This is a genomic window from Bradyrhizobium sp. SZCCHNRI3052 (assembly GCF_032484895.1).
Taxonomy (GTDB): domain Bacteria; phylum Pseudomonadota; class Alphaproteobacteria; order Rhizobiales; family Xanthobacteraceae; genus Bradyrhizobium.
Window position 1 is genome coordinate 225696 of the sequence record NZ_JAUETW010000003.1, and the last position, 20456, is coordinate 246151.

The following is a 20456-nucleotide window of genomic DNA, read 5'->3' on the forward strand; positions in this document are numbered from 1 at the left end:
ACGGGGACGCCGTCTCCCTCACCTGGATGAAGGAGACGGCGTCGCAACTTGGATCAAATGTCTACGTACTGAAAGGCTGCGCAATAAGAACTGGCGAAAATATCGGTTCTGAAATCTTATCCGGCGTCCTTTCGAGATGCCGGGATGTCTATGAAGAGGAGATTAGCCAGAGCGATCGAACGGCGATGTGAAGCAGTTCACATCTTGGAAATGAATCTTCGACGGCGGGAATTCTGCCATCCGGAATGATGGCGATCTGGAGGGGGCGAAGGGGACACGCGGTTGCTGCGATGCAAAATGGAGCGGCGACGAAACGCAGGCCGGTCGGCTTGCGCCGGTCGCGGCCTTGCTCCTATATCCGCGGGACGCAACCCCGGTCCCCGCATGTGGCGGGTTCATCCCGCGGATCGCGCGTGCCAGGATGCCGGCCGCGTGCTGCCGCCCCCTCCAGATGCTTCCACGTGAAGAGGTTTTCCGATGGTCAATCGCCTGCAATTCTACATCGACGGCGCCTGGGTCGATCCGGTCGTCAAGAAGTCCACCCAGGTCATCAATCCGGCGACCGAGGAGGCGATGTACGAGGTTGCGCTGGGCTCCAAGGCCGATGTCGACAAGGCCGTCGCCGCCGCCAAGCGCGCCTTCGAGACCTTCTCACAGACCTCGCGCGAGGAGCGCGTCGCGCTGCTCGAGAAGATCATCACGATCTACAAGGGCCGCATGAAGGAGATCGGCGCCGCCGTCTCCGACGAGATGGGCGCGCCGCTGCCGATGGCGGAGAAGCTGCAGGCCGGCGCCGGCCTCGGCCATCTGATGTCAACGCTCGACGTGCTGAAGAAGTATGAGTTCGAGGAGACGCTGCCTGCGTCCGTGGTGGTGCGCGAGCCGGTCGGCGTGGTCGGCATGATCACGCCCTGGAACTGGCCGCTGAACCAGATCGCCTGCAAGGTCGCGCCGGCGCTGGCCGCGGGCTGCACCATGATCCTGAAGCCGTCGGAATTCACTCCGACCTCGGCGCTGATCTTCGCCGAGATCCTGCATGAAGCCGGCGTGCCGAAGGGCGTGTTCAACCTGATCAACGGCCTCGGGCCGGAGGTCGGCGCTGCGATGAGCGAGCATCCGGACATCGACATGATCTCGTTCACCGGATCGACCCGCGCCGGCATCGACGTCGCCAAGCGCGCGGCGCCGACCGTGAAGCGCGTCAGCCAGGAACTCGGCGGCAAGTCGCCGAACGTGATCCTGGAGGGCTCCGACCTGGTGAAGGCAGTGACCGGCGGCGTCATGCATATGTTCAACAACTCCGGCCAGTCCTGCAACGCGCCGTCGCGCATGATCGTGCCGGCCGCGCGCATGAAGGAAGTCGCTGCCATCGCGAAGGGCGTCGCCGACAAGACCAAGGCGGGTGACCCGCGCGGCGAGGGCACCACGATCGGCCCGGTCGTCAATCGCGGCCAGTGGGACAAGATCCAGGCCCTCATCAATAAGGGTATCGAGGAGGGCGCGACCCTCGTCGCCGGCGGCCCGGGCCTGCCGGAGGGCGTCAACAAGGGCTTCTATGTGCGGCCGACCATCTTCGCCGACGTCAAGCCTGAGATGACGATCTCGCGCGAGGAAATCTTTGGACCAGTGCTCGTGATCATCGGCGCCAAGGACGAGAACGAGGCGGTGCGTATCGCCAACGACACGCCCTATGGTCTTGCCGGCTATGTCACGGCCCCGACGATCGAGAAGGCCCGCGAGGTCGGCCGCAAGATCCGCGCCGGCAACGTCAACCTGCAGGGTGTCCCGAACGACCGCACCGCGCCGTTCGGTGGCTACAAGCAGTCCGGCAACGGCCGCGAATGGGGCCGGTTCGGTCTCGAGGAGTATCTCGAGGTCAAGGCCATCGCGGGCTACAACGCGGCTTGATTGGTCTCCGTCATTGCGAGCGCAGCGAAGCAATCCAGGGGCCGGGAAGGAAGTCTGGATTGCTTCGTCGCTTCGCTCCTCGCAATGACGGCCAATTATCCCCCCAGCGCGCCCTGCGTGTTGACGTAGAGCGCGTAGATCGACTGGCTGGCGGCCATGAACAGCCGGTTGCGCTTCAGCCCGCCGAAGCAGAGATTGGCGCAGCGCTCGGGCAAGGCGATGCGGCCGATCGGGGCGCCGTCGGGCGCGAACACCATGACGCCATCGAGTTCGGGCGAGCCCATCCCCCAGCCGCACCAGAGATTGCCGTCGACGTCGCAGCGCATGCCGTCCGGCGTGCCCGGACCGGCATCGATGTGGACGCGCTTGTTGGCGAGCTTGCTGCCATCGGCGGAGACGTCATAGGCGAGGATCTTGCGGTTCGGTACGCCGCGGGATTCGACGATGTAGAGGATGGATTCATCGGGCGAGAAGCACAGCCCGTTCGGTCCCAGCACGCCCTCGGCGACGATGGTCGCCCGGCCCGTGGCCGCGTCGATCCGGTACACGTTGGCGTCGATCTCGGACTCGGCCTTGTAGCCCTCGTAATTGCCGAGCAGGCCGAAGGTCGGATCTGTGAACCAGATCGAGTCGTCCGATTTGACGACGACGTCGTTTGGCGAGTTCAGCCGCTTGCCGTCGAAGGAGTCGATCAGCACGGTGATGGAGCCGTCATACTCGGTCCGCGTGACGCGGCGGCCACCGTGCTCGCAGGTGACGAGACGGCCCTGGCGATCCCGGGTGTTGCCATTGGCGAAATTGGAGGGCTTGCGAAACACCGAGACCGCGCCGCTTTCCTCCTCCCATTTGAGGATGCGCTGGTTGGGGATATCGCTGCACAACAGATAGCGCCCGTCGCCGAACCACACTGGCCCCTCCGCCCAGCGCAGGCCCGTCGCCAGCCGCTCCACGGCCGAGAGCTTGAGCCAGTATTTCTCGAAGCGCGGATCCAGCGCCTGGATCGCCGGATCGGGATAGAAGGTGGCAGGGCGCCAGCCCTGCGCGTGAGCGTTTCCGTCGGACATTTGGCCGGTCCTGTTATTGCGCGGTTGCGATCTCTGCTATCATTGGCCCGCCACAACCGCAAACCTGCGGACCCAACACGAGGGATGAAATGCCACGTATCTTGATGACCGGTGCGAGCGGTGGAATCGGCACTTCCTTGCGGAAGCTGCTGCCGCCGATCTATCCGGACCTTCTGCTCAGCGACCTGAAACCGCCTGCCGATCTTTCCAGCCAGGAGACCTTCAAGGCGGCCAATCTTGCCGACCTCGCCCAGGTCGAGGCGCTGTGCGAAGGCGTCGACGGCATCATCCATTTCGGCGGCTATTCGGTCGAGGGACCGTGGAACGACATCCTGCAGGCCAACATCATCGGCGGCTACAACCTGTTCGAGGCGGCCCGCCGCAAGGGCGTCAAGCGCGTGGTGTTCGCCTCGTCGAACCATGCGGTCGGCTTCTATCCCCGTCACCGCAAGATCGACAATGACGTGCAGCCGCGTCCCGACGGCCGCTACGGCGTCAGCAAGGTGTTCGGTGAGGCGCTCGGCTCGCTCTATGCCGACAAGCATGGGCTGAAGGTGACCTGCATCCGCATCGGCAATTTTGGCGACAAGCCGCTCGACAAGCGCCGGCTGTCGATCTGGCTCAAGCCGGAAGATCTGGTGCAACTTTGCCGCATCGGCCTCGAGCATCCCGACATCCATTTTGAAGTGCTCTATGGCGCATCGCTGAACGAGCGCGCCTGGTGGGACAACCAGCGTGCCTATGACCTCGGCTATCGCCCGACCGGCCGCGCGGAGGATTTCCGCGAGCACGCCTTGGCCGAGCAGGCCAAGCTGCCCGCCGATCCGATCGGCGACTATTTCCAGGGCGGCGCGTTCTGCACCACTGAGTTCGACGGCGACACCAGCCGGATCATCGACTGGGGTTGATCCGACCTCGTCATTCCGGGGCGCGTCCGCAGGACGCGAACCCGGAATCTCGATGTGAGAGCGCAAGACAATGTCTGGATTCCGGGTTCGCGCTTCGCGCGCCCCGGAATGACGTTGAGAATGAAAGAAGAGAAGACCATGACCGATGGATTGCGCAAGGGACTGACCGCTTACGGCGATGCCGGCTTCTCGCTGTTCCTGCGCAAGGCCTTCATCAAGGCGGCCGGCTATTCGGACGACGCGCTCGATCGCCCAATCGTCGGCATCACCAACACCTACAGCGACTACAATCCGTGCCACGGCAACGTGCCGCAGATCCTGGAGGCGGTGAAGCGCGGCGTCATGCTGTCGGGCGCGATGCCGTTCGTGTTTCCGACCATCTCGATCGCCGAGAGTTTTGCGCATCCGACCTCGATGTATCTGCGCAACCTGATGGCAATGGAAACCGAGGAGATGATCCGCGCGCAGCCGATGGATGCGGTGGTGGTTATCGGCGGCTGCGACAAGACCCTGCCCGCGCAGATCATGGCCGCGGTGTCGGCCGATCTGCCGACGGTGGTCATTCCGGTCGGGCCGATGGTGGTCGGGCATCACAAGGGCGAGGTGCTCGGCGCCTGCACCGACTGCCGACGTCTCTGGGCGAAGTATCGCGCCGGTGAGATGGACGGCAGCGAGATCGACGCAGTCAACGGCCGGCTCGCTCCTTCGGTCGGCACCTGCATGGTGATGGGCACGGCCTCGACAATGGCCTGCATCACCGAGGCGCTCGGACTGTCCTTGCCGATGAGCGCGACCATCCCGGCGCCGCATGCCGAGCGCTTCCGCTCGGCCGAGGCCAGCGGCCGGGTCGCGGCCGAGATGGCCAAGGTGAAGGGACCGAAGCCGAGCGAACTGCTGACCCCTGCGGCGTTCCGGAATGCGCAGGTGGTGCTGCAGGCGATCGGCGGCTCGACCAACGGGCTCGTGCATCTCACCGCCATCGCCGGCCGGACGCCGCATAAAATCGACCTCGATGCATTCGACAGCATCGGTCGCGAGGTGCCGGTGCTGGTCGATCTCAAGCCGTCCGGCGATCACTACATGGAGCATTTCCATCACGCCGGTGGCGTGCCAAAGCTGATGAAGCAGCTCGGCGATCTCATCGATCTCGATTGCCGCTCGATCACCGGCCAATCGCTGCGCGACATCGTGGCCGCCGCCGAGGACGTGCCGGGGCAGGACGTGATCCGCGCGCGCGACGACGCGATCAAGCCGGAAGGCGGCCTTGCCGTGCTGCGCGGCAATCTGGCGCCGCGCGGCGCGGTCATCAAGCATTCGGCGGCAAGCCCCAAGCTGCTGCAGCACACCGGGCGCGCCGTCGTGTTCGAGTCGATCGAGGACATGACCTTGCGGGTCGATGCTCCCGATCTCGACGTCTCGGCCGACGACGTCCTGGTGCTGCGCAACGCCGGGCCGAAAGGCGCACCCGGCATGCCGGAGGCGGGGTACCTGCCGATCCCGAAGAAGCTCGCGCGCGGCGGCACGAAGGACATGGTGCGCATCTCCGATGCGCGCATGAGCGGCACCGCCTTCGGCACCATCGTGCTGCATATCACCCCGGAGTCCGCGGTTGGAGGCCCGCTGGCGCTGGTGCGGAGCGGCGACATGATCCGGCTCGATGTTCCCAAGCGCAGCATCGACCTGCTGGTCGACGACGCCGAGTTGGACCGGCGTCGCGCTGCGCTGAAGCAAGCCGCAACGCCCGAATGGGCGGAGCGCGGCTATGCGCATCTCTTCCATGAAACGATCCTGCAGGCCGACGACGGCTGCGATTTCGATTTCATGCGCCGGAAAGGGAAGGGGTGAGCGCAGTCCTACTTTCCCTTGCTGGTGAACCGCTTCACGGCGGCGCGGAATTCATCCGTGTGCATGCAGTTGATGATGGCATCGCGCTCGGCGGCGAGCTGGTCTTCGACCGAGCTGGTTGGCGCGCGATGGATCAGCGCCTTGGTCGCCGCGATCCCCGCCGGCACATTCTGCGCCAGCCGCGCAGCCAGCGCGTCGGTGGCTGCCGCGAGCTCGGGGGCGGGGACGACTTTCGCGACCAAGCCCCATTCATGGGCCTGCGCGGCCGTGAAGCTGTCCTCCGCCAGGAAGATCTGCAGCGCCCGCCTGATGCCCACAGTGGCGACCACGCCAACTGTACCGCCGCCGTCGGGCGACACGCCGAGCTTGGCATAGGCCGGCGTGAAGCGCGCGTCCTCGGCGGCAATGCAGAGGTCGGCGGCGAAGGCGAGCGACATCCCCGCGCCGGCGGCGGAGCCGTGCACGCTCGCCAGCACGATCTTGGGCATGCGCCGCAGGCTCGCGATGAAGGCATGGTAGTGATGCAGCAGTTCGCTGACGACAGGCGTGATGGCGTCGGCCTCAGCGGCAGCGCCGATCGTCTGCAGGTCGCCGCCGGCGCTGAAGGCGCGGCCTTCGCCTTTCAGGATCAGCACGCGGATGGTGTCGTCGGCCTCGACCTGGGCCGCAAGCAGCTCCAAGCGCTTCGCAATCGCAAGGTTGATGGCGTTGAACGCTGCCGGGCGGTCGAGCGTGATGGTCGCGATCGGACCTTCGATGCTCAGGCGGGCAGGTTCCGCTACGGCGTCCGACATTCATACCTCCCGGGGCGTGGCTTTTGTTGCCGCATTTAAACCGTACGGCGGGACCGGTGACAATGCCGGACAAGTCTGCCAAAACCCGGTTCCGTCGGCGTGGACAATGACAGAATGGGGCAGGGTGCAGTGACGAAGGGACCGGTGGTGATCGTGGGTGCGGGGCATGCGGGATTCCAGCTCGCGACCTCGCTGCGTCAGGCAGGCTTTGCCGATCCGATTCATCTGATCAACGACGAGTCGCATCTGCCGTATCAGCGCCCGCCGCTGTCGAAGGCGTATCTGAAGGGCACCGGCGGTCCCGAGACCCTGATGTTCCGACCGCAGAAGTTCTACGCCGACCAGACCATCGATCTCGTCTACGATCGTGCCGTCGCTGTTCAGCGCGATCAGCGCCGGGTGCTGCTCGCCTCCGGTAGGACGCTCGACTATGGGCACCTCGTGTTCGCGACCGGTGCGCGCAACCGGCTGCTCGACATTCCCAACGCCAATCTCCCAGCGGTGCGCTATCTGCGCATTCTCGACGACAGCGAAGCGCTGCGAGGCTTGCTCGCCGATGCCAAGCGGGCCGTCGTCATTGGCGCCGGCTTCATCGGTCTTGAATTCGCAGCGACTGCGCGGATCAAGGGCCTCGAGGTCGACGTGCTCGAGCTCGGCGCTCGGGTGATGGCGCGGGCAGTGACCGCCGAAATCTCGGACTACTTCCAGAAGCAGCATGCGGAAGCCGGCGTGCGCATCCATCTCGGCGTGCAGGCCACCAGCATCGAGGCCGACGGCAACAAGGTCACCGGCGTCAGCCTCAGCGATGGTCGGCACATCCCCGCTGACCTCGTCGTGGTCGGCGTCGGCGTGCTGCCGAATGTCGAGCTCGCTGCCGAGGCTGGATTGCAGGTCGCCTCCGGCATCGTCGTCGACGAATATCTGCTCACCAGCGATCCGCACATCTCGGCCATCGGCGACTGCGCCCTGTTCGTCAGCCAGCGCTTCGGCGGGACGCTGCGGCTGGAGTCGGTGCAGAACGCCACCGATCACGCCCGCTGCGTCGCGGCGCGGCTGATGGGCGACGTCAAGCCCTATGACGGACAGCCGTGGTTCTGGAGCGACCAGGGCAATGACAAGCTCCAGATCGCGGGGCTCACCACCGGCTATGACCAGGTCGTTCTGCGCGGTGATCCGGCGCAAAAGGCGTTCTCCGCGTTCTGTTACAAGGAGGGCCGGCTGGTCGGCATCGAGTCGGTCAACCGCGCCGGCGACCATATGTTCGGCCGCAAGTTGCTGGCTGCGGGCGGCACCCTGGATGCAGCCAAGGCCGCTGATCCCAGCTTCGACCTGAAGAGCGCTCTGGCCTAGAGCCACGCGCGAACCTCCTCCTCGGTCGGCATCGACGGGCCGGCGCCCATGCGCTGCACCGAGATCGAGGCGGCGACGTTGGCATAGCCGATCGCATCCGCGATATCAGCGCCCTGCGACAGCCGCGCGGCGAGCGCACCGACGAAGCAGTCGCCGGCACCGGTGGTGTCGACGGCCTTCACCGCGCGGCCTTCGACCAGCCGGGCCTCGGCACCAGAAACCGCGACCGCGCCACGCGCGCCGAGCGTGACGCAGACCGTCTGGTCGTCGCGAGGCTTGAGCGCGCGAACCGCCTCATTCACCTGCTGCGGCGTCGGCGCGTCGCCGAGCTCGATGCCGGCCAGGAAACCGAGCTCGGTTTCGTTGAGCACGAGGACATCAACCAGCGCAAACAGCGGGCTGTCGAAGGCGCTCGCGGGGGCGGGGTTGAGGATCGTGGTGGCGCCGGCCGCTTTGGCACGCTGGAAGAACGCGACAATCGTCGCTTGCGGGATCTCGAACTGGCTGACGGCCACGTCTCCCGAGCCAAGAGACACCTGCGCCACATCGTCGGCGCTGACCTCGGCGTTGGCGCCTGATATCACCACGATCGTGTTGTCGGCCTTGGCCAGCGTGATGATCGCGGTGCCGGTCGACGCGCTGGCGCTGTCCTTCACGGCGGTGAGATCGATGCCCTGAGCCGTGAGAAATGCGCGCAACTGCTCCCCGAAGGCGTCGCGACCGAGCCGGCCGATCAGCGCCGTCGGCACGCCGAGCTTGGCCGCGGCGACGGCCTGGTTCGCTCCCTTGCCGCCCGGAAAGTACATCACCGACCGGCCGGCGACGGTCTCGCCGATGCGCGGATGGCGCTCGGCCGCCGCCACCACATCCATGTTGATGCTGCCGGCGACGACGACCCGCCCCATCCGCCTGCTCCCCACAACCGCTAGACGCGAGCCTCGAATTCCTGCCGGACCAGCTCGATATCGGCGAGCGTCGGCAGGCCGGCCTCGTTGCCGAGCTTCTGGATCTTGAACGTCGAGGCCGCGCGGGCGAACTCGAAATGCTCCTTCCAGCCCTTCGCAGGATTGGCGAGATACGAATACACATAGGCGCCGTGGAAGACGTCGCCGGCGCCGTTGGTGTCGATCACGCGCTCGCGCGGGATCGGATAGGCGGGCAGCGTATGCACGGCGCCGACCTCGTCATACCAGAGCAGGCCCTTTTCGCCCTGGGTGACGCCGCCGATGCGGCAGCCGCGGCTCTTCAGGTAGTCGAGCATCTTCTCCGGCGTGAGGTCCATCTGCTCGCACAGCCGCTCGGCCACGATCGCGACGTCGATATATTCCAGGAGCTCATGGGTGTTGGTGCGCAGGCCGCCGCCGTCCAGCGAGGTCAGGATGCCGGCCTCGCGGCACAGCTTGGCATAATGCAACGCCGCGTCGGGCTGGTGGCCGTCGACATGCAGCGCCTTGCAATTGCCGAGATTGAGCAGCGGGAACGGGTGGATATGCGCATCGTCGCGGCAGCGCACGATGGCGCGCTTGCCGTCCTTCGGCATGATGAAGGACAGCGAGGAGGCATTGACCTTCCGGGGATGGACGGAGATGCCGTATTTCGCGGTCATGTCCTGGAACATCCGCCCGAGCCAGTCATTCGCGACGGTGGCGATCAGGTCGGGCACGATGCCGAGCTTGGCGCAGCAAAATGCCGCAGTCACCGCATTGCCGCCGAACGAGACGGCATAGTCGGATGCCACGTGCTTCTCGTCCCCCGTCGGCATGTGGTCGGTGATGAACGTCACGTCGATGTAGGTCTGTCCGATGAAGAGGGCCTGCATTGCCATTTCTGTCTCACTAAGGGGTGATCGCGGCCCCGGCGCCGCAGATTAGCAAGCGGTCAAAGCGGATCAACGCTGAAATTCTTCGCCAAATCGTCACCTTGGTGGTTGAGATCGGCCGTCTGCTACCGGTGGCCCCCTGCCGCCGGCGCTCGGGTCGCGCTATGGTTGCCGGCCTGCAGAAGCGCAGATTCGGGAGTGGAATATGACTGTCTATGCGGGTCCGGTCTTCGAGATGGCCACCAATCAGTTCAACGTGATCGCCGACCACCTTGGCATCCCAGCCGACGAGCGGGACCGGCTGCTCTTGCCGAAGCGGGCGATCACCGTCTCGTGTCCGATCCACAAGGATGACGGCACGATCGCGGTCTATGAAGGCTACCGGGTCCAGCATCTGCTGACGATGGGGCCGACCAAGGGCGGCACGCGGTTCGCTCCGACGGTCGACATTGGCGAGGTCGCCGCGCTCGCGATCTGGATGAGCTGGAAATGCGCGTTGGTCGGGTTGCCCTATGGCGGCGCCAAGGGCGGCATCAACGTCGATCTCTCCAAACTGTCGAAGCGCGAGCTCGAATCGCTGTCGCGCCGCTATATGCAGGAGATGATCCCGTTCGTCGGCCCGCATACCGACGTGATGGCGCCCGACATGGGCACCAACGAGCAGGTGATGGCGTGGTTCATGGACACGTATTCCATGTACCAGGGGCAGACGGTGATGGAGATCGTGACCGGCAAGCCGGTGTTCTCCGGCGGCACGTTGGGGCGCCGCGAGGCGACCGGCCGCGGCGTCGCCCATGTGTCGAGGCGGGTGATGGATGAGCTGGGCATCGACCCGACCAAGTCCACCGCGGTCGTGCAGGGCTTTGGCAATGTCGGCTCCTATGCCGCGCTCGGCTTCCACCAGATGGGCATGAAGGTGATTGCGGTCAGCGATCACACCGGCGCCCTCCATGATCCGCGCGGCCTCGACATCCCGGCCTTGATGGCGCACGCCGCCAGGCACGGCAGCATTGCCGGCTTCTCCACCGAGCTCGCCTTCGATCCGCGGGAGATCCTGACCCTGGCCTGCGACATCCTCGTGCCGGCCGCGGTCGAGCGGGTGATCGACGCCAAGGTGGCGGCGAACCTGAAATGCCGCGTCATTGCGGAAGCCGCCAACGGCCCGACCACGCCGGATGCCGATCTGGTGCTCGACCAGCGCCGCAACGAGATCTTCCTCATTCCCGACATTCTCTGCAATTCCGGTGGCGTCATCGTCAGCTATTTCGAATGGGTGCAGGACCTGCAGCAGCTGTTCTGGGAGGAAGAGGAGGTGATGCGCAGGGAGTACCAGATCCTTGACCGTGCCTTCGAGCGCATGCTGACGCGCGGCAAGACCGACGGCATCTCCCACCGGACCGCGGCGATGGCGATCGGCGTGGAGAAGGTGCGCGCCGCCAAGAACTCGCGAGGGCTGTTTCCGTGATCACCGGCCTCGACCACGTCGTCGTCCTGCTGCAGGACATCCAGGCCGGCAGCGCCGCGTTCGAGACGCTGCTGGCGCGCAAGCCGTCCTGGCAGAATTCGGGCGAGGGCGCCGATCGCGTCCTGTTCACGCTCGACAATATGAGCCTGGAGCTGATGGCGCCGGCGGGCCAGGGCGTGGCCGCCGACCGCATCCGCAACGTGATCAAGATCTGGGGCGAGGGGCTCGCCAGTATCTGCTTCGCCACCGGCGATATCGGCAAGATGCATCGGCGGCTCGAGCGGGTCGCGCTGAAGCCGGATCCGATTGCCGAGGTCGACAGCACCGACCGCATCTCGGGCCAGACGCTGCATTGGAAGCGCACCCGCGCCATGACCGATCTCACGCGTGGCGTGCGCATGTTCTTCCTCGAGCTCGCCGAGCCGCGCCCGCCGTCCGCCAAGACCGCCGATACGGCCGTGCTCGGCCTCGACCATATCGTGATCTCGACCGAGGATCCCGAACGCGCCGCCGCGCTCTACGGCGCGCGGCTCGGCCTCGACATGGCGCTCGACCGCAGCCATCAGGAATGGGGCCAGTTGATGTTCTTCCGCTGCGGCGACCTGATCGTCGAAGTGGTGAAGCGGCCGGTCGCCGGCAACGACAAGGCCCATGACAAGCTGTGGGGCCTGAGCTGGCGCGTCGCCGACATCGAGGCGACGCGCGCGCGGCTGCTCGCCGCCGGCCTGCAGGTCTCCGAGCCGCGCGCCGGCCGCAAGCCGGGCACACGGGTGATGAGCCTCTACAGCGGCACCTGCGGCATCCACACGCTGATCCTCGAGAAGACCCCGCGCGCGGCGGAGTGAGGTCGAAGCCGAGCCGACGGCGTCATGGGCCAGCCGGCCGTGATATAGGTCGGAACGGCATTCGGAGTCTTTGCCACGCCGATGATCTCTCCTTCCGAACCGGCTCCCGCCACTGTGTCCCGTCCACGCCGCGTCTTCATGCTTGGCGCGACGGGAACGATCGGCCGTGCCACGATACGCGCGCTCGTCGCGCGCGGGCACGAGGTGGTCTGCTTGGTGCGTCCGCGCCATGACGCCGTGAAGATCGCGGGCGCCACCGTCAGGACGGGGGATGTCACCGATCCCGCCTCCCTCGCACGTGACGGCTTTGGCGGTGAGCGGTTCGACGCCGTGGTGTCCTGCATGGCCTCGCGGACCGGCGTGCCCAGGGATGCCCAGGCGATCGACTACCAAGCCCATGTGAACGTGCTGGATGCCGCGCGGAGTGCCGGTGTGAGTCACTTCGTCCTGCTGTCCGCCATCTGCGTGCAGAAGCCGCTGCTGGCGTTTCAGAGGGCCAAGCTGGCGTTCGAAGCGCATCTGATGGAGCAGGGGCTGACCTACTCGATCGTCCGCCCGACCGCGTTCTTCAAGTCGCTGTCGGGACAGGTCGCGCGGGTGAAGCAGGGCCGGCCCTATATGGTGTTCGGCGACGGCCGGTTGACGGCGTGCAAGCCGATCAGCGACGGGGACCTCGGCGACTATCTGGCCGGATGTCTCGATGACGAGCGCCGCTGGAACCGGGTGCTGCCGATCGGCGGCCCAGGCCCCGCCATCACGCCGATCGAACAGGGCGAGCATCTGTTCGCGCTGCTCGGACGCAAGCCGCACTTCCGGCACGTCCCGGTGGCGCTGCTCGATGTCATCATCGGCGGGCTCGATGTCGCCAAGCGGATCGTGCCGTCGCTGGCCGACAAGGCGGAGCTCGCCCGCATCGGCCGCTACTACGCGACCGAATCCATGCTGGTGCTCGATCCCGCCACCGGCCGCTACGACGCCGACGCCACGCCGTCGACCGGATCGGAGACGCTGTTCGACTACTACGCCAGGCTGATCCGCGGCGAGGCGACCGCCGAGCGCGGCGATCACGCTGTGTTTTAACCTCGATCTCTCCGCGTCATTGCGAGGAGCGCAAGCGACGAAGCAATCCAGAGTCGCGGGCGCGGCCCTGGATTGCTTCCGCCGTCGCCCTTCGGGCTTTGGCGGACAGGTCGCTTCGCTCGCAATGACGGAGAGATGAGACATGCGGTCTTCTTCTCGCGGCGCGTTTCGCGTCCGAGCTTTAGCGTTCGTCCTGCCCTCTTCGAGAAGAGGGCGCGGGGAATGCCGGGCGCTGGCCGCACCCATGGCCCGCCTGCGGAAAAAATGCAGGCGGCAGGAACCACAGGTTCAGCCGAGAACACCCGGCATTCCCCGCGCGATGGTTTGACGGCTGCTTCGCGTTCTCCCCGGTGCTCCGGGCTTTCTGGCCACCGTTGCCCGCGCGGCGCGTGAGCGCCGGCACGGGCGTGACACCAGCGTCGGGGTGTCAGGACCACGCGACTTGACCGTGCGCATCGCTGCCGTTCGTCCGCGCGAGGTTCACTCGCGCGCAGCACCGACACGCCCACCGCATCCCGCACCCGACGTTCGTGACGACCGCGAAGCGCCCCTCGTGTGAGGCGGGACGGGAGAACGTATACACCAATTCTGAAAAAAAGAAAGAAGATTCTTTCGACGGGTGAGTGTCGGCGGAAGCGGGCGGGTATCACCCTCTTTGTGTCGCCGGTCGGACCTTCCGACAGCCGCGCGTAGAGCGGATTGCGGACTGAATTGCTCCGGTCACGCCGCGCAACGTGATCCTCGCCTCAGCCGACCACACACGGCACACTCGCAAACCCGCGAAACCGCACCCGGCCGCCGCGCACTGGCTCGCCCTCGAGCTGATAGTTCGGAAACCGCGCCAAGAACCGCCCAATTGCCACGGCGCCCTCCAGCCTTGCGAGCGCCATCCCTGCGCATTGATGGGCGCCGGTGCCGAAGGCGAGGTGGCGGTTGGCGAGGCGGGTGATGTCGAAGCGTTCGGGATCGTCGAACTGGGCGGGATCGCGGTTGGCAGCGCCGATGCACAGCGTGACCGATGTTCCGGGCGCCAACGCGATGCCGCCAAGCTCGACGGCTTCCGTCGTCATCCGATTGCCGAGCTGGTTGGAGCTCTCGTAGCGCAGGATCTCTTCGACCGCGGTGCGGATCAGGTTGGGGGCCTCGATCAGCCTCTCGCGCTCGGCCGGATGCTGGCCCAGCAGGACGAGGCCGTTGCCGATCAGATTGGTGGTGGTCTCGTGGCCGGCATTGAGCAGGAAGATGCAGTTGTGCAAGAGCTCCGTCTCGCTCAGCCGCTCGCCGTCGGCCTCGCCCTGGATCAGCCGGGTCAGCACGTCGCGCTCGGGATTGCCGGGAGCCGCGCGCCGCCGCGCGACCAGGTCTTTGAGATAGGTCAGCATGTCGCCGACCGCCTGGTTGCCACGGGCGAATTGCTCGGCCGACAGCACCGGCTCGAGCGCGCCGAGGATGGCGAGCGACCAGTCGCGCAAGGGACCGCGCTCCTCGTGCGGCACGCCGAGCAGGTTGCCGATCACCTCGATCGGAATTGCCGCGGCGAAATCCTCGATCAGCTCGAAGCGGTCCTTGGCGGCGATCCGGTCCAGCAATCCGTCGACCAGCGCGATCAGCGCCGGCTCCATCTCGGCGATCGCGCGCGGCGACAGCGCGCCCATGATCAGGCGGCGCACCCGCGTGTGCGCCGGAGGATCGTTGAATACGAGGCTCGTCGTGTGATGCTCGTACAGCAGCGAGTTGCCGTATTTGGGCGCGAACTCGCGCTTCTTGTCCGACGAGAACGTCCTGGTTGCCTTGTAGGCGGTGACCAGATCGTCGTAGCGGGTGAGGAAATAGGAGCCGTTGCGCATGCGCTTGACCGGGGCGTGCCGGCGCAGCGCGCGATAGGTCGGGTAGGGATCGGCGTAGAACTCCGGCGTCAGGCTCTCGAGATCGAACTGGCTGGCGAGCGCTGCGTCGTCGGTCATGTCTGGTCCTCCCGGCCGATTCTTGTTTTTGTCCCGGCGACCGTCGCACGGCGAGCGGCGGAAGAAAATGTGCCCGCCGCGGTGGTCCCCGCGCGGCCTTGCGTCCACCGATGGAGCGGTGCCCCAGATCCGCCGCTTTGAGAGGTATAAAATTGCCTTTGGCGCCGGTGAAATCCCGCCTGCAATTTCAGGGACTTGGCCGCCGACCCTGTTGCGCCGCGGCATCTTTCTTGACACAGATCAAGTGAGTATTTACTCACGGCCGATGTCCACTTTGCGCATGACAAGCGATCTCCGCAGGCAGCTGATCCTCGGTGCAGCCAAGCGCTGCTTCGCGCGTCATGGCTATGCCGGCACCACGACCAAGAGCGTGGCCGCCGCGGCGGCGATCTCGGAAGCGCTGCTGTTCAAACATTTCCCCTCCAAGGCGGCGCTCTATGCGGAGATCCTCACCGAGGAGTGCGAGACCGATCCGGATTTCGAGGTGCTGCTCAGCCAGGAACCTTCGACCGCGACGCTGGTCATGCTGATGGCCGGGATGGTCCGGCATTTCCTCGGCATTGCCGACGGCCCCAATGAGGAAGAAGAGCAGCGGCTGCGGCTGATGGCGTCGAGCCATCTCGACGATGGCGAGTTCGCAAGGCTGCTGTATACGAAGATCGATGATCTGATCGGCGCCAAGTTCGTTAACTCTCTGGACAGCGCCGTTGCCTCCGGTGACGCCGTGCGATTGGCGGCCGCGCCGCGCGATCTGTTCTGGTTCGCGCATCACACGGTCTTGATGGCGGCATTGACGCGGCTTCCATCCATTCCCTGTGTGCCGTATGGAACTGCGGCGAGCCTGGAGCGCCAGCTCAGCGAATTCATCCTGCGCGGCATCGGACTGACCGACGCCGCCATTGCGTGCTACCTCGATCACGAATTGTCGCAACCTCCGGCCCGGCCGGCGACGGCAGAAAGTGCATGACATGAACATTGCGACGGAACCCAAGCTCTCAGGAAAGCCGGTCCACGGCAAGCCGCGCAAGCGCACCCGCCCGGTGCTGTGGTTCATCGTGGTTGGCGGCCTGCTCGTGGCGCTGGTCGGCGGTCTCGTATGGTTCAACATGTTCCGCGACAAGATGATCGCGCAGTTCTTCGCCAACATGAAGCCGCCGCCGCTCAACGTCAGCGTCGCGACGGCGAGTTCGGAGACGGTGCCGAACCTGTTGACCGCAGTCGGCGATCTCGCCGCCGTGCATCAGGTCAACGTGACCTCGGACGTCAGCGGCCGCATCACCGACATCATGTTCACGCCGGGCTCCACGGTGAAGCAGGGCGCGCCGCTGGTGCAGCTCTATGACGCGCCGGATCAGGGCGATCTCGCCAACTACAAGGCCCAGGTGACTGTGGCGCAATTGTCGCTTGATCGCGCCAAGCAGCTGGCGTCGCGCCAGTTCGGGCCGCAGGCGACCGTCGACCAGGCCCAGGCCGCCTACGACCAGGCCCAGGCTGGCATCGCCAAGACCGAGGCGCTGATCGCGCAGAAGCTGGTGCGCGCGCCGTTCGACGGCGATCTCGGCGTCCGCAAGGTCGAGGTTGGCCAGTATCTCAGCGCCGGCACGCAGATCGTGTCGCTGACCGATCTGTCGGAGCTGTGGGTCAACTTCACGGTGACCGAAAAGGACTCGGGCCAGCTCAAGGTCGGACAGACCGTGCGCGTCGGCGTCGATGCCTATCCGGGCAAGACGTTCGAGGGCAAGATCACCACGATCGAGCCGCAGATCGCGACCGACACTCGCAACATCCGGGTGCAGGCGACGATCGCCAATCCGGAGCACATTCTCAAGCCCGGCATGTTCGCGACCACGACGGTCGTGCTGCCGGACAAGCCGCCGGTGCTGACGGTGCCGGAGACCGCGGTCGACTACACGCTCTATGGCGACTCGGTGTTCGTCATCAACGAGAAGAAGACCGACGACGGCAAGACCGCGCTGACGGCCGACCGCATCTATGTGCAGACCGGCGACCGCATCAACGGCCGCGCGGTGATCCTCAAGGGCCTCAAGGAAGGCGATCGCGTCGTCGCCGTCGGCCAGCTCAAGATCCAGTCCGGCGCCGCGGTCGCGATCTCCACCGATCCGCTGCCGCCGGTCCCGGCGAAGCCGCCGCGCTACTGAGCGACCTCTGATCCAATGCCGGGCCGCCCTGAGGCGGCCCGCCCGGACCTCATCTGACTTCTGCTGACGGGATTGCCGCGATGCGTTTCACCGATATCTTCATCAAGCGCCCGGTGCTGTCGGTCGTGGTCAGCCTGCTCATTCTGCTGCTCGGCCTGCGCGCCGCCTTCGTGCTGCCGATCCGGCAATATCCGAAGCTGTCCAACACCGTCGTCAACGTGACGACCGTCTATCCCGGCGCCTCCGCCGACCTGATGCAGGGCTTCATCACCACGCCCTTGGAGCAGGCGGTCGCATCCGCCGAGGGCGTCGACTACATCACCTCGTCCTCGGTGCAGGGCACCAGCACGATCCAGGTGTTCATCAAGCTCAATTTCGATCCGAACCAGGCGCTCACCGAGGTGCTCGCCAAGGTGAACTCGGTCCGCTACCTCATTCCGAAGGAATCCAACGATCCCATCGTCACCAAGACGACGGGACAGACGACCTCGGTGATGTATCTCGGCTTCTCCAGCGAGGAGCTGTCGGGCTCGGCGATATCAGACTATCTGACGCGCGTGGTGCAGCCGGTGCTGTCGACCGTCGATGGTGTCGCCGCGGCGAACATCCTGGGCGGGCAGACCTTTGCGATGCGGATCTGGCTCAATCCGGAGAAGATGGCCGGCCGCAACGTGTCGCCGACGGACGTCGCGGCGGCCATCGCCGCCAACAACTTCCAGTCCGCGGCCGGACAGGCGAAGGGCTATTTCATCGTCTCCAACGTCACGACCAACACCGGCCTCACCGACGTCAACCAGTTCAAGCGGATGATCGTCAAGGCCAAGGACGGCGGCTTCGTCCGCATGGAGGACATCGCCACCGTCGAGCTCGCCGCGCAGAGCACCGACGCCAGCGTCGCCTTCAACGGCGAGCGCGCCATCTTCATCGGCGTCGACGCGACGCCGCAGGGCAATCCGCTCAACATCGTCAAGGGCGTGCGCGCGCTGTTCCCGGACCTCGAGCGCAATTTGCCGCCGTCGATGAAGATGAAGGTGGCCTACGATTCCACCAAGTTCATCCAGTCGTCGATCGACGAGGTCGAGCACACGCTCGGCGAGGCCGTGCTGATCGTCATCGTGGTCATCTTCCTGTTCCTGGCGTCGCTGCGCTCGGTCATCATTCCCGTCGTGACCATCCCGCTGTCGCTGATCGGCGTCTGCACGATGATGCTGGCGCTCGGCTTTTCCATCAACCTGCTGACCCTGCTCGCCATGGTGCTGGCGATCGGCCTTGTCGTCGACGACGCCATCGTGGTGGTGGAGAACATCCATCGCCATCTGGAGGAGGGCAAAGCGCCCGTGCAGGCCGCATTGCAGGGCGCCCGCGAGATCGTCGGTCCCGTCGTCTCGATGACGATCACGCTGGCTGCGGTGTATGCCCCGATCGGCTTCCTCGGCGGTCTCACCGGCTCGCTGTTCCGCGAATTCGCGTTCACGCTCGCCGGCTCGGTCATCGTCTCCGGCGTCATCGCGCTGACCCTGTCGCCGATGATGTGCTCGGTGCTGCTGCGCAGCGCCGAGGAGGGCCGCTTCGCGCGGCTCGTCAACCGGGTGTTCGGCGCGATGACGCGCTGGTACGGCCGCCAGCTCGACCGCTCGCTCGACTACCGGCCGGTGACGGCGCTGTTCGCGCTGACGATCCTCGGCCTCGTCGGCTTCCTCTACATGCACACCTCGAAGGAGCTGGCGCCGGAGGAGGATCAGGGCATCGTGTTCTCGATCACCAAGGCACCGAAATACGCCAACATCGACTACATCAACTTCTACACAGACAAGGTCGACAAGGCGTTCCAGAAGTTCCCCGAGACCGATCTTCGCTTCGTTCTGAACGGCATCCTCGGCCCGCAGGGCGGCTTTGCCGGCATGCTGCTCAAGCCCTGGGACGAGCGCACGCGCTCCTCGATCAAGCTGAAGCCGCTGGTGCAGGCGGAGCTGTCCAAGATCGAGGGCATCAACGCCTTCGCCTTCAACCTGCCGGCGCTGCCGGGCGGCCCCGGCGGCCTGCCGGTGCAGATGGTGATCAGCTCGACCAGCGGCTTCCAGGCGGTCTATGAGCAGATGGCCAAGCTGAAGGACGCCGCCCGCAAGAGCGGCATGTTCATCGTCTCCGACAGCGACCTCGAGTTCAATCAGCCGGTGGTCAAGGTCTGGATCAATCGCAGCAAGGCGAGCGATCTCGGCATCACCATGCAGTCGATCGGCAACACGCTGGCCGTACTGCTCGGCGGCAACTACATCAACCGCTTCAACCTCGAGGGCCGCTCCTATCAGGTGATTCCGCAGGTGCCGCGTGACAAGCGGATCTCGCCGGAATCGCTGTCCGGCTACTATGTCGCGACCTCGGCCGGCCAGCAGGTGCCGCTGTCGACCGTCGTCAACATCGAGACCGCGACCGACCCGAACTCGCTGACGCATTTCAACCAGCTCAACTCGGCGACCTTCTCCGCCGTGCCGATGCCGGGCGTCACCGTCGGGCAGGCGGTCGACTTCCTGGAGAAGCAGGCCAAGAACCTGCCGTCCGGCTTCAGCCACGACTATCTCGCCGACGCCCGTCAATACGTCCAGGAGGGCAATCAGCTCGCCATCACCTTCGGCTTCGCGCTGGTCATCATCTTCCTGGTGCTGGCGGCGCAGTTCGAGAGCCTGCGCGATCCGCTGGTGATCATGATCAGCGTGCCCATGGCGATCGTCGGCGCGCTGATCCCGCTGTTCTTCGGGCTGGCGACCATGAACATCTACACCCAGGTCGGCCTGCTGACGCTGGTCGGCCTGATCACCAAGCACGGCATCCTGATGGTGGAGTTCGCCAACGAGCTGCAGCTCAACGAGGGGATGGACCGCCGCACCGCCATCGAGACGTCCGCGCGCATCCGCCTGCGGCCGATCCTGATGACCACGGCGGCGATGGTCACCGGCCTGATCCCGCTCTTGACCGCGACCGGCGCCGGCGCCGCCAGCCGCTTCTCGATCGGCCTCGTCGTCGTCGCCGGCATGTCGATCGGCACCTTGTTCACACTGTTCGTGCTGCCGGCCGTCTACACCGTCATCGCCACCAACCACCAGGCCGCCGCCAAGTCGCTGCGCGCCCGGCAGATCGCCCAGTTCGACGCCGAGACCGACCACGCGCTGAAGGCGACGTGAGCGGGCAGTTTCTTTGGGGGGCTGAAGATCAACGGCGGCTGCTCCTGGCAGTCGCCGTTTTTGTCGGGCCGTCTCT

At 65.8% G+C, this 20456-nt stretch carries 15 protein-coding genes; 10 read left to right on the plus strand and 5 right to left on the minus strand.

Annotation, left to right across the window (positions count from 1 at the left end):
• Positions 1 to 477 precede the first annotated feature (477 nt).
• On the plus strand, positions 478 to 1908 hold the full coding sequence (locus QW887_RS11480; protein ID WP_315754729.1) for an aldehyde dehydrogenase family protein: 1431 nt from the start codon (positions 478 to 480) through the stop codon (positions 1906 to 1908).
• A 95-nt stretch (positions 1909 to 2003) separates the two neighbouring features.
• Here the strand turns inward: QW887_RS11480 and QW887_RS11485 are convergent, their stop codons facing one another.
• Entirely contained in the window at positions 2004 to 2972 is a 969-nt protein-coding gene (locus tag QW887_RS11485) for an SMP-30/gluconolactonase/LRE family protein (protein ID WP_315715742.1), read from the minus strand.
• A gap of 89 nt (positions 2973 to 3061) precedes the next feature.
• Between QW887_RS11485 and QW887_RS11490 the strand changes: the two genes are divergently transcribed.
• On the plus strand, positions 3062 to 3880 hold the full coding sequence (locus tag QW887_RS11490; RefSeq protein ID WP_316164338.1) for an NAD(P)-dependent oxidoreductase: 819 nt from the start codon (positions 3062 to 3064) through the stop codon (positions 3878 to 3880).
• Positions 3881 to 4018: 138 nt separating this feature from the next.
• The gene (locus QW887_RS11495) at positions 4019 to 5725 is read left to right on the plus strand and encodes an IlvD/Edd family dehydratase (RefSeq protein WP_315826401.1); all 1707 of its coding nucleotides are present in this window, start codon (positions 4019 to 4021) and stop codon (positions 5723 to 5725) included.
• Between the two features lie 8 nt (positions 5726 to 5733).
• Here the strand turns inward: QW887_RS11495 and QW887_RS11500 are convergent, their stop codons facing one another.
• Positions 5734 to 6519 (minus strand): enoyl-CoA hydratase/isomerase family protein, encoded by a 786-nt coding sequence (locus tag QW887_RS11500; RefSeq protein WP_315715745.1) that lies wholly within the window; start codon positions 6517 to 6519, stop codon positions 5734 to 5736.
• Between the two features lie 114 nt (positions 6520 to 6633).
• Here QW887_RS11500 and QW887_RS11505 point away from each other — a divergent pair, with 114 nt between their 5' ends.
• Positions 6634 to 7869, plus strand: coding sequence for an NAD(P)/FAD-dependent oxidoreductase (locus tag QW887_RS11505; RefSeq protein WP_316194539.1), 1236 nt, complete (start codon positions 6634 to 6636; stop codon positions 7867 to 7869).
• Here QW887_RS11505 and rbsK read toward each other — a convergent pair.
• Together rbsK and QW887_RS11515 are read right to left on the minus strand one after the other, a co-directional pair.
• Positions 7866 to 8774, minus strand: a complete 909-nt coding sequence (gene rbsK / locus QW887_RS11510; RefSeq protein WP_315754718.1) for a ribokinase — start codon at positions 8772 to 8774, stop codon at positions 7866 to 7868. The genes QW887_RS11505 and rbsK overlap by 4 nt on opposite strands.
• 20 nt (positions 8775 to 8794) lie before the next feature.
• The gene (locus QW887_RS11515; RefSeq protein WP_315715822.1) at positions 8795 to 9688 is read right to left on the minus strand and encodes a sugar kinase; all 894 of its coding nucleotides are present in this window, start codon (positions 9686 to 9688) and stop codon (positions 8795 to 8797) included.
• Between the two features lie 205 nt (positions 9689 to 9893).
• On the opposite strand from QW887_RS11515, the gene QW887_RS11520 reads away from it, so the two are divergent.
• The 3 genes from QW887_RS11520 (at position 9894) to QW887_RS11530 (ending at position 13078) form a co-directional block, all read left to right on the plus strand.
• Positions 9894 to 11153 carry a Glu/Leu/Phe/Val dehydrogenase gene (locus QW887_RS11520; RefSeq protein ID WP_315754716.1) on the plus strand — a complete coding sequence of 420 codons (1260 nt, stop codon included), beginning with the start codon at positions 9894 to 9896 and terminating at the stop codon, positions 11151 to 11153.
• Positions 11150 to 11998 carry a VOC family protein gene (locus QW887_RS11525; protein ID WP_315754715.1) on the plus strand — a complete coding sequence of 283 codons (849 nt, stop codon included), beginning with the start codon at positions 11150 to 11152 and terminating at the stop codon, positions 11996 to 11998. The genes QW887_RS11520 and QW887_RS11525 overlap by 4 nt, the downstream gene beginning before the upstream one ends.
• 138 nt (positions 11999 to 12136) lie before the next feature.
• Positions 12137 to 13078: an NAD(P)H-binding protein gene (locus tag QW887_RS11530; RefSeq protein ID WP_316194616.1), complete on the plus strand. Its 942-nt coding sequence runs from the start codon at positions 12137 to 12139 to the stop codon at positions 13076 to 13078.
• Positions 13079 to 13824: 746 nt separating this feature from the next.
• Here QW887_RS11530 and QW887_RS11535 read toward each other — a convergent pair.
• Positions 13825 to 15042, minus strand: coding sequence for a cytochrome P450 (locus QW887_RS11535; protein ID WP_316194540.1), 1218 nt, complete (start codon positions 15040 to 15042; stop codon positions 13825 to 13827).
• 280 nt (positions 15043 to 15322) lie between these two features.
• Here QW887_RS11535 and QW887_RS11540 point away from each other — a divergent pair, with 280 nt between their 5' ends.
• The 3 genes from QW887_RS11540 to QW887_RS11550 all read left to right on the plus strand — a co-directional run bounded on the left by QW887_RS11540 (position 15323) and on the right by QW887_RS11550 (position 20380).
• Entirely contained in the window at positions 15323 to 16009 is a 687-nt protein-coding gene (locus QW887_RS11540) for a helix-turn-helix domain-containing protein (RefSeq protein WP_315715751.1), read from the plus strand.
• Position 16010: 1 nt separating this feature from the next.
• Positions 16011 to 17201, plus strand: coding sequence for an efflux RND transporter periplasmic adaptor subunit (locus QW887_RS11545; RefSeq protein ID WP_316185153.1), 1191 nt, complete (start codon positions 16011 to 16013; stop codon positions 17199 to 17201).
• An 80-nt stretch (positions 17202 to 17281) separates the two neighbouring features.
• Positions 17282 to 20380, plus strand: a complete 3099-nt coding sequence (locus tag QW887_RS11550) for a MexW/MexI family multidrug efflux RND transporter permease subunit (protein WP_315826394.1) — start codon at positions 17282 to 17284, stop codon at positions 20378 to 20380.
• Positions 20381 to 20456 lie beyond the last annotated feature (76 nt).